Origin of the sequence: Streptomyces sp. NPDC057253 (genome assembly GCF_042669125.1) — a bacterium.
In the GTDB taxonomy this organism is placed as follows: domain Bacteria; phylum Actinomycetota; class Actinomycetes; order Streptomycetales; family Streptomycetaceae; genus Streptomyces.
Window position 1 is genome coordinate 100,036 of record NZ_JBHUXV010000014.1, and the last position, 16,094, is coordinate 116,129.

Sequence of the window (16,094 nt, forward strand, 5' to 3'; positions counted from 1 at the left end):
AGGTCAGCCGGAGACCTCCGAGAAGACGAACGAGAACTCCGCCGGCTCGGCGAGCAGCTGGTACCGCGGCAGCACACCCGGACCGCACGACGCCGTACCGATGCCGTGGTGGCGGTGGTCCAGGCTGACCCACACCGTGTCCCCGGCGACGAGGTCGGTCAGGTGCGTCGCCGCGTCCAGCTGTTCGGTCGTCCAGCGCCGGGCCGCGAAGGAGAACTCCGGGTCGCCCTCGATCCTGAGGCCGCCGAGCTCAACCCAGCGCACGTCGGCGCGGGCGCCGTTCTCCTGCGGGCGCAGATACGGCGTCTGGAGCCCGTCCACGGTCGCGCTCCAGCGGCCGACCAGGGAGGCCGCCCGGGTGTCCGGGTACGCCTCGCCGGGACCACCGCCGAACCACGTGACCTCGTCGACCGCGGAGTCGGCGGCGGAGTCCGCCGCGGACAGCCCGAGCCGGACGCCGAGCCGCGGCAGCGGCACCGTCCACTGACCCTCGGGCGTCACGGACACGGTCAGCTTCAGCCGCGAGCCGTCCGAGGTCCAGCGGTACTCGGCGGCCAGGCCCACTTCACGGGCCGCGGGCGCCACCCGGGTACGGACCACCAGGGCCCGGGACTCCAGCTCCACCCCGACCAGGCGGTGCCGCATCCGGTGCAGGCCCAGGGTCCGCCACAGCGTGCTGTAGCGCAGCCCGGACTTCCACTCGGTGCCGTCGTCGTTGTCCGTCGTCGCCCGCCACACGTCCAGACGCGGGTTCTCGACGGCGACCCCGCCGATCGTCCTCAGCGCACCGGTCCGCGCGTCGAAGGCGGCCGGGCCGAGGGTGATCAGCCGCTCGCCGCGCTCCGGCCGGGCGGAGGGCGCGACGGAGGGCCGTACGCGCGAAGAGGCCGGGAACTGTCCCCACGCGATCACGTGGTCCTTCGGCGCCCAGTCGGTGTCGGCCGCCAGGAGCGCCCGTACGGTCCACTGCGCCTCCGCGGAGGCGTGCGCGGGCGGCTCCGGAAGCTTCAGCTCCGCGGACTCACCGGGTTGCAGCGACGGCACCGCCAGCGTGCCCGCCTCGACCGTCTCGCCCTCCACCTGGTACGACCACTCGAACGCGAGGGCGGACAGGTCGGCGAAGTCGTACTTGTTGGTGACGCGTACGGTGCCGTCGGCGCCCTCGATGCGGACGGGCTCGATGACCTTCTTGTACTCGACGAGCCCGGGGGACGGCGTGCGGTCCGGGAAGACCAGGCCGTCGCAGACGAAGTTGCCGTCGTGCAGCTCCTCGCCGAAGTCGCCGCCGTAGGCGTAGCCCAGCTCCGGGTGGGTGATGCCGTGGTCGATCCACTCCCAGATGAAGCCGCCCTGGAGACGGTCGTACCTCTCGAAGAGCTCCTGGTAGTCGGCGATGCCGCCGGGGCCGTTGCCCATGGCGTGGCCGTACTCGCACTGGATGAACGGCAGTTCGCGGCGCCCGAGGGTGCCGCCGTCCAGCTTTCTGCCGATCTGCTCGACCTCGGCGTGGTCGGCGTACATGCGGGAGTAGACGTCGGTGTCCCGGCAGTTCCAGTCGCCCTCGTAGTGCACCAGGCGCGAGGCGTCGCGTCCGTGGATCCACTCGGCCATCGCGGTCAGGCCGCGGCCGGTGCCGGCCTCGTTGCCCAGCGACCAGAAGACGATCGAGGGGTGGTTCTTGTCCCGCTCGACCATGCGGGCGGCGCGGTCCAGGAGGGCCGGGGTCCAGCGGTCGTCGTCGACGGGGTTGTCCCGCCACTCCTGCTCGGTGAATCCGTGGGTCTCCAGGTCGCACTCGTCGACGACCCACAGGCCGTACTCGTCGCACAGGTCCAGGAAGGCGGGGTGCGGCGGGTAGTGCGAGGTGCGCACGGCGTTGATGTTGTGCCGCTTCATCAGCAGCACGTCCTCGCGCATGGTCGCGAGGTCGAGGGTGCGGCCCTTCTCCGGGTGCCACTCGTGCCGGTTGACGCCCTTGAACAGGATCGCCCTGCCGTTGACCTTGATCAGGCCGTCCTCGAGCGCGACCGTGCGGAAGCCGATCCTGAGCGGGATCCGCTCGCCCTCGGTGACCAGTTCGCCGTCGTAGAGCCGGGGGCTCTCGGCGCTCCACGGCGCCACCAGGGCGGTGACGGACTCACCGGTCGCGACATCGATGTCGAGGGAGGGCACGAGCACCCGGCCGTCGACGTCGGAGTCGACGCGCAGGGTGCCCTCGCCCGTGAGGTGGTCGTAGGAGGCGTGCACGAAGAAGTCGAGGGCGCTGCCCGCCGGGCGGTGCAGCAGGGTCACCTCACGGAAGATGCCGGGCAGCCACCACTGGTCCTGGTCCTCCAGGTAGGAGCCGGCCGACCACTGGTGCACGCGGACCGCGAGGACGTTGCCCTTCGGCTTCAGCAGCTGGCCCACGGCGAACTCGTGCGCGAGGCGCGAGCCCTTGAACTCGCCGATGTCCGTGCCGTTGAGCCACACCCGGGCGCAGGACTCCACGCCGTCGAACCGGATGACGGCGCCGCCGTCGGAGGGCCAGTCCTCCGGCAGGTCGAAGACCCGCAGGTGGTCACCGGTCGGGTTCTCGGTGGGGACGTGCGGCGGGTCGACCGGGAAGGGGTAGAGGTGGTTGGTGTAGATCGGCAGCCCGAAGGCGCCGTCGCCCTGGAGGACCCAGTGCCCGGGGACCGTGACCTCGGCCCAGCCGGCGGCGTCGTATCCCTCCTCGGCGAAGGAGTCGTCCTCGGCGTCGGCGGTCGCCGACAGGCGCAGGCGCCAAGTGCCGTCGAGGGACAGGGTCTTCGCGTCGGAGGCGGCGTACCAGGCGCGCGGCGGGAGGGCCCCGCTGCCGGGGGAGACGTCCTCGACGTAGTCGACGGCCGGGGTCGTGCGGAAAGACATCGGTCTCCAGGTCTTGAGAGAGAGGGGGCGGCCTCAGCCCTTGATGCCGGTCTGCGCGATCCCCTGGACCAGCCAGCGCTGGAGGAAGAGGAACACGAACACCAGGGGCAGGATGGAAATGGCCGTGGCCATGAAGATCAGGTGGAAGTTGACGGTCTGGTTGGTCATGAAGGAGGAGAGCGCGATCTGGACCGTCCACGAGCTGGGGTCCTGGCCGATGACCAGGGGCCACAGGAAGGAGTTCCAGGCGCTGATGAACGTGATCGTGGCGATGGCCGCGAAGAAGTTCAGCGAGTTGGGTACGACGATCCGCCAGTACGCGCCCCAGTAGCCGAGCCCGTCCACCCGTGCCGCCTCCTCCAGTTCCTTGGGGAAGCCGAGGAAGTACTGCCGGAACAGGAAGCAGGTGAAACCGCTGAACAGACCCGGGATGATCAGGCCGCGATAGGTGTCCACCCAGCCCAGGGAGGAGACCAGGACGAAGCTCGGGACGAAGGTCACGGCCGTCGGGACCATCAGGGTCGCGAGGACGGCGTAGAAGACCTTGTTGGCGTGCCGGTAGGGGATGCGGGCGAGGCCGTAGCCGGCCAGCGAGCAGACCAGGAGGGTGCCCAGGGTGGTCAGGACGGCGACGACCAGCGAGTTCACCATCGAGCGGCCGAAGTCGACCGTGGGGTCGTCGAACAGCTCGGAGATGTTGCCCCACTGGAAGGAGGGCAGCAGCTTCCAGTTCTCGCCGGTGATCTCCGGGTCCGTGGACAGGGAGTTGCGGAAGATCAGGTAGAAGGGGATCAGGAACAGCAGGGCGGCGACGCCTACGGCGATGTAGAGCCCCGTGTTGCCGAAGACGCCCCGGCCCTTCTCGCGCCGCTTGCCGGCCGGAGGAGTGGTGGTGGTCACTTGGAGTCCTCCCCCCTTCCGAAGCCCATGAACTTGCCCTGGATCAGGGTGACGAGGCAGATGAGCAGCGACAGGATGACCGCGCCGGCGCTGCCCGCGCCGTAGTCCTGGCTGGTGCCGAGGGCGGTCTTGTAGAGCTCCATGAGCGGGGTCTGGGCCCAGGTCGCCTTCTGCCCGATGATGTTGAAGAACTCGTCGAACGCCTGGTAGGCCGCGATGAGCAGCAGCAGGATCACGGCGGTCGAGGTGGCCCGCAGCTGCGGCAGCGTGATGTACCGGAAGGTCTGCCAGCCCGGCTTGGCGCCGTCGATGGCGGCGGCCTCGTACAGCTCGCCCGGGATGTTCTGGAGCGCGGCCAGGAACAGGATCATGTAGAACCCGGACTGGATCCACAGCCGCAGGGTCACGATGACCAGCCAGTACCAGGGCGGGCTGGGGTTGGCCAGGTAGGCGATGTTGTCGACGCCGAACCAGCCGAGGACGGTGTTCATGAGGCCGAAGCGGACACCGCTGAAGATGGACATCTTCCAGATCAGCGCGGCGGCCACGTAGGAGACGGCGGTCGGCAGGAAGAACACCGAGCGGAAGAACGCGCGCATGAACCGCAGCCGGTTGACCAGCAGCGCGAGCCCCAGCGACAGCGCCCACGTGGTCGGCACGATGAACGCGGCGAACACCGTGAAGGTCAGCAGGGAGTCGGGGAACTCGCTGTTGGTCAGGATCTGCGTGTAGTTCTCGAAGCCGACGAACTTGCTCGGTGTGACGGTGTACCTGGCGTCGAAGAAGCTGAGCCAGACGCTCCAGAAGATCGGAACGAAGACGAAGATCACCAGGCCGATGAGGAACGGCCCGGTGAAGAGCCAGAAGTTGACGGTCGCGTTGCCCCGCAGGCCCCGCCGCGGCCGGGCCGGGGAGGCCTTGGCCGGGGCGGGCTGGGCGACCCCGCGCGTGGTGGTGGTCGACATGACGTGGTCTTCCCGGCGGCCTAACCGAACAGCTTCTTGAGCTCGACGTTGACCTTCTTGTCGCAGGTGTCGAGCGCCGCCTCCGGGTCGCCGCTCTTGCGGACGGAGGACGAGATGACCTCGGCGAACGCGGTCTGCATCGTCTGGTCGTAGGCGATGTTGTCGAAGTGGCCGTAGTCGGTGAAGAGCTTCACGCCCTCGGCGGGCAGGCCGGTCTTGAGCTTGGTCGCCTTCTCGGCGATCGAGGTGCGCGGCGGGATGTGGAAGCCGTACGAGGTGGCCCAGTCCTCCTGGTACTGCGTCTGGTCGATCCACAGCCACTTGACGTATTCCTTGGCCGCCTCGACGTTCTTGCCCTTGGCGTTGACGAAGATCGACCAACCGCCGTTGTAGACGGACTGCTTGCCCGCGGAGCCGATCTTCGGGAAGGGGAAGATGCCGAGGTCGTCGCCGAGCGCCTGCTGCATGGCCGGCATGGACCACATGCCGCCCCACTGGATGGCGCACAGGCCCTGGTTGAGCGAGGAGGGGTCCCAGAAGTCGGTGGGGGCGTCGAGGAGGACGTTGCCGCTGGTGAACAGCTTGCGGAGCTGCTTGAGGCCCTCGACGACGCCGTCCGTGTGGTAGGCGATCTCGTTCTTCTCGTTGATGGTGTCGGCGCCGGCGGACCAGATGATGGGGTTCTGGACCGCGGTGAAGTCGTTGCCGAGGAAGACGCCCTTGACCTTGTTGGTGGTGAGCTTCGCGGCCGCCTCGAGCAGCTCGTCGAGCGTGGTCGGGACCTCGACCTTGGCCTTCTCGAACATCGACTTGCGGTAGTAGAAGAACTGCGGGTCGTCGATCATCCGTATTCCGTAGATCTTCCCGTCGACCGTGTGGGACTTGATGTCGTTCGGGTTGAAGTCGGCCTTGACCGGGTCGATCAGGTCCGTCAGGTCCGCCACCTGGCCGCTCTTGACGAGCTGGAGCTGCGGGTGGAACTCGAAGACGTCGGGCGCCTTCTTGGTGAGCAGGGCGGCGAACAGCGCGGACTCGAAGTTGTTGCCCGTGATCCAGTTGGTGCTCACGTCGGCCTTCTTGTACGCGGCCGCGTACTTCTTGATGGCCTGCTCGGTGCCCGCCTCGCCGTAGGCGTGGAAGTACTGGGTGAGCGCGGTGCCCGAACCGGAGCCGCCCCCACGGCCGTTGTTCCCGCCGCACGCGGCCAGTCCGCCGGCGGCGGCCAGACCCATCGCGGCCTTCATCACGTTACGACGGTTCCAGTTGGTGCTGCTCATTGCCGACATGCTGACGTCCTTGTCTCGAATACGGCTTGCGGCTCTGCGCCTTGGCTCTGCGGCTCAGTGCCAGGTGGCTCAAATGGACCTGCGGTGCGGGACGTTAACCTTCGGCTAAGGCTTCGGCAAGGGGTTGGACGAAGTCTGTTCGAAGCGTTGTGGAACGTTCGGGATACCGGACGAACGGGGGAGCGGGCCGCCGCACCAGCGGCCCGCAACCCTTTGCGGACGGGATGAGTTACTGCTGGGACCAGGCCTGGTTGGCTCCGCCGTTGCAGGTCCACAGGCCGACCTTGCTGCCGTCGGCGGTGGCCTGTCCGCCGACGTCCAGGCACTGGCCGGACGCCTCGCTGACGACCTGGCCGTTGGAGTTCAGCAGCCATCGCAGGCTGCCGTCACGGGTGGGCTCCGGGCTCGTCACGAGCCCCGAACTCCCCGCCGTCAGATAGCCGTTCACGCCCTTCAGACGGCCCTTCGCGTCGTACGACCACATCTGCTCGGGCCCGCCCGTGCAGCTGCTGATCGCCGCCCCGGAGGAGTCGGCGGTCAGGCACTTGCCGGACTGCCTGCCCTGGAGCGCGCCGGTGACCGCCGAAGTGCCGTGGCCCTTCTGGTCGAGGACGTACGTCGTGATGGACCGGGGCGGCAGGGTCGCCGACGCCGTGCCGTCCTGGACCGCGGGCCTGGTGACGTTCGCCCAGCTCTCGGTCGCCGAGGTCCGCACGGCCTTGCTCGCGCGCACCGGCGCCTTGCTGTGGAAACGCAGGCTCAGGTCGGTGGCGGTGGTGTTGTGGTTGTTGACCACCACGACCCACCTGCCGTGGTCGTCGTAGCTCGACACCTCGACGCCGGCCGGCACCCCGGTCACGTTGTGGGCGACCGCGCCCGGCCGGACGAACTTGCTGTACTGGCCCAGCGCGTAGTAGCGCTTGGTGAAGTACAGGGTCTGGTTGCCGTTGGTGGCGTAGTCCGGGTCGTAGTAGATCAGGCCGTCGTTCCAGCCCTCGCTGTTGCGGACGAGCGGATCGCTGCCGATCATCTCCGAGAGGGCGACCCACCACTGGAACGCCGAGTCGTGCGCGGTCGCGAAGTCCTTGTGGATGATCCGGGACAGGTTCAGACCACCGTCGATCGTGGGGTCGTACTCCTGCGCCCAGCCCGTGCCGCCGTTGCCGAAGCAGCAGATCTCCGTGGACCAGGACCGCTTGCCGACCGACCTCGACGTCTCGTAGACCTTCGCGCGCTGGTCGTCGCCCGGGTTGTTGTACGTGTGGTGGGCGAGCCTGTCGACGTACTGGGCGGTGTCCGGCTGTGAGATCCACTGCGGCACTTCGGTGTTGAAGTTCACCGTGGAGCTGGACTCGTCCGCGATGATGCCGGTCCGCTGCTGCCGGGCCCGCTGCTCTGCGCCCAACGCCCGCACGATGTCGTCGCGTTGGTCGACCGGGACCAGCATGCCCTCCTGACCGCAGTCGCCGAAGCTGTTGGTCGGCTCGTTGAAGGGGCTGACGTAGTCGAACTTCACGCCCTGTTCGGCGAAGTGGTCGGTGACGTCGGCGACGTAGTCGGCGTAGTCCTCGGTGTTCTCCGCCTTCAGATAGCCGCCGCAGCTCAGGCCGTTGGTCTTCCACCGCGCCGGCGCGCTGTTGACGAAGGCGATCAGGTCCTTGACCCCGTACCGGGCGGCCGCGTACAGGAACGTCCGGCCCGCCTTGTCCCTGCTCCAGTCGTACGACCCGTCGTCGTTCAGGAAGTCCTCGGGGGCGCGCGGCGCGTAGGTCACTCCGGTGCCGCCACCGCCGATGTTGTAGCGGTAACTGCTCAGCGCCAGGCCGTCCTTGGAGAACAGCAGCTTCGCCACCCGGGCCTGGACCGCGGGGTCGAAGTTCTTCAGGTCGTTGACCCACCAGGCGCCCGACGCACCGATGTTGTCGATGGTCTGGGCCGCGTGGGGGGACACCTCGGCCACCGTGGGGGTGGCGGCCGAGGCGGGCGGGGCGGATATCAGGGGACCGGTGACAGCGAGCGCGGCTGCGGCTGTCAGCAGGGCCGATCTCCTGCGGTGGGGGTGAGTCACGTGCATCCCTTCCGTCGTCGTGAAGGCGGTGCTGTGTACTGCTACTGGCGAGCGTGGTGCGCCTTGCTCTTCACCGGGGTGGTGCGCTTGCCGGCGGACCTCTGCCCGACCGACTGGAGCGCCCCTTCGAGCGCGAACGTCGCCGCGCCCAGGCACACCGGGTCCGTGGGGATCGGGGAGAGGACGATCTCGGTGGCGGCCATCGGCCGGGGCAGCGCGTGCCGGGCGACGGCCTCGCGCACCTCCTCGACCAGGGGCTCGCCGAGCGCGGCCGCGACCCAGCTGGCGAGCACGACCACCTCGGGGTTGAACAGGTTGACCAGGTGCGCGATGGAGGCGCCGAGGTAGCGCGCGGTGTGCCGGACCACCTCGACCGCCACCGGGTCCCGGGTGAGCATCCCCCGGGCGAGCGCGGCGACGGTCGCCGTCTGGTCGCCCGGGTGCAGCAGTTCGCTGTCGGGGCTCAGCTCCCGCAGGTTCAGCATGATCCCGGGCGCGCCGACGTACGACTCCACACAGCCGTGGTTGCCGCACCGGCACAGGCGTCCGTCCAGGACGATCGTGTTGTGGCCCCACTCGCCCGCGCTGTTGGAGACACCGCGGTGCAGCCCGCCGCCCAGGATCAGTCCGGCGCCCACGCCGGTCCCGAGGTTGACCACCACGGCGTTCACCCGGCCGCGCGCGGCCCCGAACCACAGCTCGGCCACCGCGGAGGCGCGCAGCGGGTTGTCCAGGTACAGCGGGTAGGCGATGTACTCGGAGAGCAGGTCGAGCAGCGGCACGTCGTGCCAGTCCCAGTTGGGCGCGTACTCGGAGATGCCGGTCGCGCGGTCCACCTGCCCCGGCACGCTGACGCCGACGCCGAGCACCCGGGCGCCCTCGACCCCGGCCTGCGCGACCACCGAGCCGACGGCGGCGGCGACATGCGCGACCACCTGCTCGGGGAGGCTCTCGCCGGGGCGGACGTCCTCCTCGGCGCGGGCCAGGACGTTCAGCGCGAGGTCGAACAGCTCGACATGGACGTAGGTCTCCGCGATGTCCACGCCGATCAACGCGCCCCCCGACGCGTTGACGGCCACGAGTCCCCGGGGGCGCCCGCCCGCCGACTCCTCGAACCCGACCTCCGTGATCATGCGCAGGTCGAGCAGCTCCCCCACGAGCGTGGCGACGGTGGCCAGGCTCAGCCCGGTGGCCGCCGCCAGCTCCTGCCGGGAGGTGGGCGACTCGGCGATGATCTGGCGCAGCACCTCGTAGCGGTTCGCCGTGCGGATGTCACGTGATGTGCGCTTCACCTGGACCCGACCCCCATCCCCTCAGCTCAGCCCGGGACGACAGCGGCACCGGCGCGGCGCAAGGCTATGGGCTGCGGGGGACTTTGTACAAGGGGTTAGGAAAGGGGTTTGACAAAGTCAGTCGGCGAGTACGGCCCGGACGAAGGCGTTGGCGAATTTTGCCCCGGGATCCAGCTCGCGCGCCAGCTTCCGGAAATCGCCGAGCCGCGGGTAGCGCTCGCGCAGCACCTCCGCCGGCGTGGTGAAGACCTTCCCCCAGTGCGGGCGGGCGTCGAACGGGTCCAGCGCCTCCTCCAGGCGGCGCACCACCGGCAGCACGGCCGCGGTGTCCTCGATCCACGTGAAGTGCAGCGCCACGGTGTCCCGCCCGTAGGAGGGGCTCAGCCACTGCTCGTCGGCGGCCACGGTCCGCACCTCGCAGATCTGGAGCACCCCGGCGACGGTCTCCCGAATGCCGTCGACCGCGTGCAGCGCGTCCAGGGCGTGCCCGCGCGGCAGCAGGTACTCCGACTGGAGCTCCGCCCCGCTGCTCGGCGTGAACTCGGCCCGGAAGTGCGGCAGTCGGTCGTGCCAGGGCCCCGGCACCCCCGACTGCTCGGTGCAGTTGACCGCGGGCATCCCCGGCACCGGGTGCATCTTCTCGGTGGCGGGCACGGCCCACGGGAAGTCCGCGAGCGGCTGGTCGGTCCGCCGCTTGACCCACACCTGCCGGAAGCCGGGCTCCCGCCAGTCGGTGAACAGGCTGACGCTGTACGCCGCCGACATGACCGCTCCGAAGGCCGCCGAGTCCAGTTGGGCGAGGGGGAGTTCGGTGAACACGTACTGCTCGACGTCGAAGGACGGCACCAGGTCCAGGGTGAGCGCGGTGACGACACCGAGGGCGCCGAGGGAGGTGACGGCACCGCCGAACCGCTCGTCCTCCCGGCCGACGGTCAGCGTGGAGCCGTCCGCCGTGACCAGCTCCACCTCACGCACGGCCGAGGCCAGCGGGCCGTTGCCGACGCCCGAGCCATGGGTGCCGGTCGCCACCGAGCCGGCCACCGAGATGTGCGGCAGCGAGGCCATGTTGGGCAGCGCGAGGCCGTGGGCGTGCACCGCGCGGGCGAGCTCGGCGTAGCGGACGCCGCCCGAGACCCGTACGGTACGGGCCGCGGTGTCCACGTCGATCACCGGCGGCAGGTCGGCGATCGAGAGCAGCACACCGTCGGCGCCCGGATCGGCGATCTCGTTGAAGGAGTGCCCGCTGCCCAGCACCCGCACCCGGGTGCTCGCCGTGACGAGGGCGCGGGTCGCGTCCAGTGAGACCGGCCGGTGCAGCTCCTTGGCGGAGTAGGTGATGTTCCCCGCCCAGTTGGTGATCGTCTCCGACATGTCCGTCGTTCCTCCCGAGAGTGTGTATGCGTTGACCCTCTCATTTGCCGAGACCTACCGTGGAGAGCGTTTTCTACAACCTTTCGGCAGGTCTGGAGGCCCACCACCTTGTCCGAGCGACCCCGCGCGCTGTTCGCCATGACCGCCGAGAACGTGCCCCTCGTCTTCCCGCCCGAGGTGCTGGCGCGGCTGCGGGAGACCCTGGACATCGATCCGGGGCTGGTGGCCGAGGACCTCACCGACCCGGCGCTCGCCGACGCGCTGGCCCGCACCGAGATCCTCGTGACCGGCTGGGGCTGTCCCCGTCTGGACGCGGCCGCCCTCGACGCGGCCCCGAAACTGCGGGCCGTCCTGCACGCGGCCGGCTCGGTCAAGGGCTTCGCCACGCCCGAGGTCTGGCGGCGCGGCATCGCCGTCTCCTCGGCCGCCGAGGCCAACGCCCTGCCCGTCGCCGAGTACACGCTCGCGATGATCCTGCTCGCCGGGAAGGACGTCTTCCTGCGCCGGGAGCAGCTGCGGGCCGGGCGGCCGGCTGCGGGCTGGGGGGTCGTGCCGGGCATCGGCAACCACGGGCGGCGGGTCGGGGTGATCGGGGCGTCCCGGATCGGGCGCCGGGTGATCGAGCTGCTGCGCCCCTTCGACCTGCGGCCGGTCCTCAGCGACCCCTACGTCGACGAGGCGGGCGCCGCGGCCCTGGGCGTGCCGCTGCTGCCGCTGGACGAGCTGCTGCGGACCTCCGAGATCGTCAGCGTGCACGCCCCCGAGACCCCGGAGACCCGCCATCTGCTGGGCCGCCGCGAGCTGGCCCTGATGCCCGACGGGGCCGTCCTGCTCAACACCGCGCGCGGATCGCTGGTGGACCACGACGCCCTCCTCGCGGAACTGCGCACCGGCCGCCTCTCCGCGATCCTCGACGTCACCGACCCGGAGCCGCTGCCCGCGGACTCCCCACTGCTGGGCCTCCCCAATGTCTTCGTCACCCCCCACCTCGCGGGCTCCCAGGGCAACGAGCTGGCCAGGCTGGGCGAGGCCGTCGTAGCGGAGGCGCGGCGGGTGGCGGCGGGGGAGCCGGTGGCGCATCCGGTGAGGGAGACCGAGCTGGGGCGGACGGCCTGACAGAACGCGTTCAGGCGCTCTAATCCACCCATACACCCACATATCGCTCGCCATGGAGGCCCCCCGTTCCGTGGCTCCCGCACCGAAGGCATAACGTGAGGAGTCAGACGTCCGATCCGGGAGGAGAACACGGGATGGGCAGCCGTACCGCGCTGGTCGAGGATCTGATGGAGCGGTTCCCGCAGGTTCCGCGGGAAGCCGTCTTCAAGGAGGACCTGTTGCGGGGTGGCGTGGCCTTCGACCCGTCCGCCCTCAGCGACAACGAGTCCGGTGAGGTGAAGCCGAAGTCGTACTTCATCTTCTCCTTCGACCACGGCACCCTGCCGGAACTGGGCGAGGCCGCGCTGCGCCGGCCCCCGGAGGAGATCATCCTCACCGGCGGGCCCTACGACCTGCGCAGGACCGTCGTCTCGGTGCGGGTGAACCCGGCCTCGCCGTACCGCGTGGCCGCCGACGACTCCGGCATGCTCGGGCTCTACCTCGACGGCAGGCGGATCGCCGACGTGGGTGTGCCGCCGATGCCGGAGTACTACCGGCACAAGCTCTCCAGCGGGAAGTCCGTCATGGAGGTCGCCCCGACGATCCAGTGGGGCTACCTGATCTACCTGACCGTCTTCCGGGTCTGCCAGTACTTCGGCGCCAAGGAGGAGTGCCAGTACTGCGACATCAACCACAACTGGCGCCAGCACAAGGCGGCCGGGCGGCCGTACACCGGGGTCAAGGACGTCGACGAGGTCCTGGAAGCCCTGGAGATCATCGACCGCTACGACACGGCCAAGGCGTCGACCGCCTACACCCTCACCGGCGGCGCCATCACCTCCAAGCTCCAGGGCCGGGACGAGGCCGACTTCTACGGCATGTACGCCAAGGCCATCGAGGAGCACTTCCCGAACCGCTGGATCGGCAAGGTGGTGGCCCAGGCGCTGCCGAAGGACGACGTGCAGCGGTTCAAGGACTACGGCGTGCAGATCTACCACCCCAACTACGAGGTGTGGGACGAGTACCTCTTCAAGATGTACTGCCCGGGCAAGGAGCGGTACGTCGGCCGGGACGAGTGGCACAAGCGGATCCTGGACTCGGCGGACGTCTTCGGGGCGCGCAATGTGATCCCCAACTTCGTGGCGGGCGTGGAGATGGCCGAGCCGTTCGGCTTCAAGACGGTCGACGAGGCGATCGCCTCCACGACCGAGGGCCTGCGCTTCTTCATGTCGAACGGCATCACGCCCCGCTTCACCACGTGGTGCCCGGAGCCCACGACCCCCCTCGGCAAGGCCAACCCGCAGGGCGCGCCGCTGGAGTACCACATCCGGCTCCTCCAGGCCTACCGCCAGACGATGGACGACTTCGGGCTGTCCTCCCCGCCCGGCTACGGCCCTCCCGGCCCCGGCCGCGCGGTGTTCTCCGTGAGCTCCTTCATGGACAGTCTGCCGGAGGCCCCGGAGACGGCCGGGGTGTGAAGGGACGGCCGAGGTGTGAGGCCTCGGCGCAAGTGCGCGCAGGAGCGGGGGCGTTCGTGGCGGTCGGCGGCCACGGACGCCCCCGCTTCTGACGTCAGGAGTGTCGTGAGCCGACGGTTCCGCCGGGGCGGCTGAGTCCTGAGGGGCCACTGAATTGCCTGGGGTGGCTGCAATTCCCGGAGCGGGTTGATACGTTTCGGCCCCGCGCCCGTATTCCTGGCCGGAACCCTTCGTCGAGGTGTGTCCTGGGTGAGGGGTCCTGGCTCTCGGTCACCAGATTTGAATAGCCTGCTTGTCAGTTGTGTGGGAGACGTGAAAGGCTCCTGTCCTGCCGCGAGGTTCCCCCCAACTCCTTTGCCAGTCTGGCGAGTTGACCTCGCTTTCGATGCAGGAGACCCATGCCCGACCTGCCGACCCCCCAGGACGCCGCCGAGGCCGCGCTGTTCTCCGAGTGCTGGGATGCCGTGCTGTCGTACGCCGATCTGTGCACGGCCGGCTCCACCGCCGCCACCGATCTGGCCACGGAGGCATTCTCCCTCGGGATGCGCGAGGCCCGTGAGGCGGAGGCCGCCGTCCGCGGCGTGGGCCGCCGCCTGGTCCGACTGCCCCGAATACCCCTGCTGCTCACCGCCGTTCGCACCACCGCGGCGGACTGGGAGACCCAGGGCCTCGGCCACCGCCTCGACCCCGACCTGCGGCTGTGGCTCCACTCCGACAAGGCCGCCCGCTACACCGGCCCGCCGCTCCAGCGCCCGATCGCCCTGCGCGGACTGCGCGACCTCCAGGCGGCGGACGCCGAACTGCTGTGGCTGGCCGAGGTGGAGGCGCTCCCGCTGCCCGTCGTGGCCCGGCGACTCGGCCTCGACCCCGCCACCGTCGGCGACGAACTCGCCCAGGTGCGCGGTCTGTTCCGCGACCGCAGCAACCGCAACCACCTCGACTCGCCGATGGACGCGCCGTGCCGCAGCTACGCCCGGCTGCTGGACGCGGTCACCCGGTCCACCTCCGGCGAGACCCCGGAGGACCTCTCCCGCCATCTCGCGCGCTGCCAGCAGTGCGCGGAGGCCGCCGCCTGTCTGCGGCTGCACGGCGGCGGACTGCCCGCGGCGCTGGCCGGCGGGGTCATCGGCTGGGGCGGCCTCGCCTATCTGGAACGCCGTCGCCGCGCCGCCGAGGTGCGGCTGGGCGCCCGGCGCCCGGAGCTGGAGAGCGGGCCCCCGGCCTCCGGCACGAACAAGGCGAAGGTCGTCCGCAACGGCCTGCTCGTCGCGGCCGTCCTGGTCTCCCTGCTCGCCCTCGCCGTCTCGATGATGCCGGGCGGCGACATGAAGAACGACACCGCCAGGCCCGGCACCGGCACCCCCGCCGACGGCCAGCCGGTGGCCAACCCGACCGTCTCGATCCCCGCCGCCACCTCTCGGGCGCCCGGTTCGGCGGAGCCCTCGCCGAGCTCGACGCCCACCCCCTCCTCGACCACGAAGAAGTCCGACCCGGAGCCCCAGGGCACCACGTCCGGCGGCGCGGCGGAACCGGAGCCCAGCGAGAGCGCGGCGCCGTCCTGCGAGGTGGACTACTCCCTTGTGAACCAGTGGCCCGACGGCTTCCAGGCCACCGTGACCGTCACCACCACCGAGGCGCTCAGCGACTGGCGGGTCACGTGGTCCTTCAAGGACGGGCAGGAGGTGACGCAGATGTGGGACGCGCACCACAGCCAGAGCGGTTCCAAGGTCACGGCTACGGCAACCGACTACAACAGGTCCGTCCCCGCGGGCGGTTCGCTCTCCCTCGGCTTCAACGCGTCCTGGCAGGGCAAGAACGCCCCGGCGTACGACTTCTCGCTCAACGGACACGCTTGCGTCAAGGGGTAGTTCGGCGGCTGCGGGCCGGTGGGGGCTGGTCGCGCAGTTCCCCGCGCCCCCAGACAAGGTGGGTACAGCTAGGCATGCCTCGTCTGCACCCACTCAGGGGCGCGCGACCAGCCACAACGCACCCGCACCCGCCGCACAACCGCACCCGGCACCCCCTACCGCGCCGCCCACAACCCCCGCACATGCCCGATATGCCGCGTCATCACAGCCCGCACCGCCCCCTCGTCGCGGGCGACCAACGCGTCGAGCAGCTCCAGGTGTTCCTCGGCCGACGCCAGCAGCCGCCCCGACTTGACCAGCGGAGTGAGTCCGTACAGGCGGGACCGCTTGCGGAGGTCCCGGACCACCTCGACCAGGTGCGCGTTGCCCGCGAGGGCGAGCAGGCCGAGGTGGAAGCGGGTGTCGGCCTCGACGTAGGCGATGAGGTCACCCGCCACCGCCGCCTGCACGATCTCGCGCGCGGCCGGCCGCAGCGCTTCCAGCGAGACGGGGTCGGCGGTCGTGGCCAGCTCCACCACCGTGGGGATCTCGATGAGTGAGCGGATGTGGGTGTACTCGTCGAGCTGCTGCTCGGAGACCGCCGTGACCCGGAAACCCTTGTTGGGGACCGTGTCGACCAGCCCCTCCTTAGCGAGGTCCAGCATGGCCTCGCGGACCGGCGTCGCCGAGACACCGAAGCGGGTGGCGAGCGCGGGCGCCGAGTACACCTGGCCCGGCAGCAGCTCGCCCGCGATCAGGGCGGCCCGCAGGGCGTCCGCGACCCGCTCCCGGTAACTGCTCTTCTTGCCGCCCAGGACGGGCAGGTCGGGAGCGCCGGTGGGCTGGGCTGCCATGAGCTCGTCTCCTAGGGCTGGTGCCATGTCACGTGACACGGCTCAT

11 protein-coding genes are annotated in these 16,094 nt (G+C 70.1%); 3 read left to right on the top strand and 8 right to left on the bottom strand.

What is annotated here, in order from left to right; translation table 11 throughout:
* Positions 1–3: 3 nt before the first annotated feature.
* The 7 genes from ACFULQ_RS10680 to ACFULQ_RS10710 form a co-directional block, all read right to left on the bottom strand.
* Positions 4–2,892 (bottom strand): glycoside hydrolase family 2 TIM barrel-domain containing protein, encoded by a 2,889-nt coding sequence (locus ACFULQ_RS10680; protein WP_383541060.1) that lies wholly within the window; start codon positions 2,890–2,892, stop codon positions 4–6.
* Between the two features lie 33 nt (positions 2,893–2,925).
* Positions 2,926–3,792, bottom strand: coding sequence for a carbohydrate ABC transporter permease (locus ACFULQ_RS10685; protein WP_383541061.1), 867 nt, complete (start codon positions 3,790–3,792; stop codon positions 2,926–2,928).
* On the bottom strand, positions 3,789–4,757 hold the full coding sequence (locus tag ACFULQ_RS10690; RefSeq protein WP_383541063.1) for a carbohydrate ABC transporter permease: 969 nt from the start codon (positions 4,755–4,757) through the stop codon (positions 3,789–3,791). The genes ACFULQ_RS10685 and ACFULQ_RS10690 overlap by 4 nt, the downstream gene beginning before the upstream one ends.
* Positions 4,758–4,777: 20 nt before the next feature.
* The gene (locus tag ACFULQ_RS10695; protein ID WP_383541066.1) at positions 4,778–6,043 is read right to left on the bottom strand and encodes an ABC transporter substrate-binding protein; all 1,266 of its coding nucleotides are present in this window, start codon (positions 6,041–6,043) and stop codon (positions 4,778–4,780) included.
* Positions 6,044–6,272: 229 nt separating this feature from the next.
* Positions 6,273–8,117: a glycoside hydrolase gene (locus ACFULQ_RS10700; RefSeq protein WP_383541069.1), complete on the bottom strand. Its 1,845-nt coding sequence runs from the start codon at positions 8,115–8,117 to the stop codon at positions 6,273–6,275.
* 35 nt (positions 8,118–8,152) lie between these two features.
* A complete protein-coding gene (locus ACFULQ_RS10705) occupies positions 8,153–9,403 on the bottom strand; it encodes an ROK family transcriptional regulator (protein WP_383541072.1) in 1,251 nt (416 codons plus the stop codon).
* A 117-nt stretch (positions 9,404–9,520) separates the two neighbouring features.
* Entirely contained in the window at positions 9,521–10,774 is a 1,254-nt protein-coding gene (locus tag ACFULQ_RS10710) for an FAD-binding protein (RefSeq protein WP_383541075.1), read from the bottom strand.
* A 108-nt stretch (positions 10,775–10,882) separates the two neighbouring features.
* Between ACFULQ_RS10710 and ACFULQ_RS10715 the strand changes: the two genes are divergently transcribed.
* The 3 genes from ACFULQ_RS10715 to ACFULQ_RS10725 all read left to right on the top strand — a co-directional run bounded on the left by ACFULQ_RS10715 (position 10,883) and on the right by ACFULQ_RS10725 (position 15,215).
* Entirely contained in the window at positions 10,883–11,890 is a 1,008-nt protein-coding gene (locus ACFULQ_RS10715; RefSeq protein WP_383541078.1) for a hydroxyacid dehydrogenase, read from the top strand.
* Positions 11,891–12,024: 134 nt separating this feature from the next.
* Positions 12,025–13,347, top strand: a complete 1,323-nt coding sequence (locus ACFULQ_RS10720; RefSeq protein ID WP_383541080.1) for a radical SAM protein — start codon at positions 12,025–12,027, stop codon at positions 13,345–13,347.
* Between the two features lie 398 nt (positions 13,348–13,745).
* Complete coding sequence (locus ACFULQ_RS10725) at positions 13,746–15,215, top strand: cellulose binding domain-containing protein (protein WP_383541083.1); 1,470 nt, start codon at positions 13,746–13,748, stop codon at positions 15,213–15,215.
* Between the two features lie 155 nt (positions 15,216–15,370).
* Here the strand turns inward: ACFULQ_RS10725 and ACFULQ_RS10730 are convergent, their stop codons facing one another.
* The gene (locus ACFULQ_RS10730; RefSeq protein WP_383541085.1) at positions 15,371–16,048 is read right to left on the bottom strand and encodes a GntR family transcriptional regulator; all 678 of its coding nucleotides are present in this window, start codon (positions 16,046–16,048) and stop codon (positions 15,371–15,373) included.
* Positions 16,049–16,094: the final 46 nt, after the last annotated feature.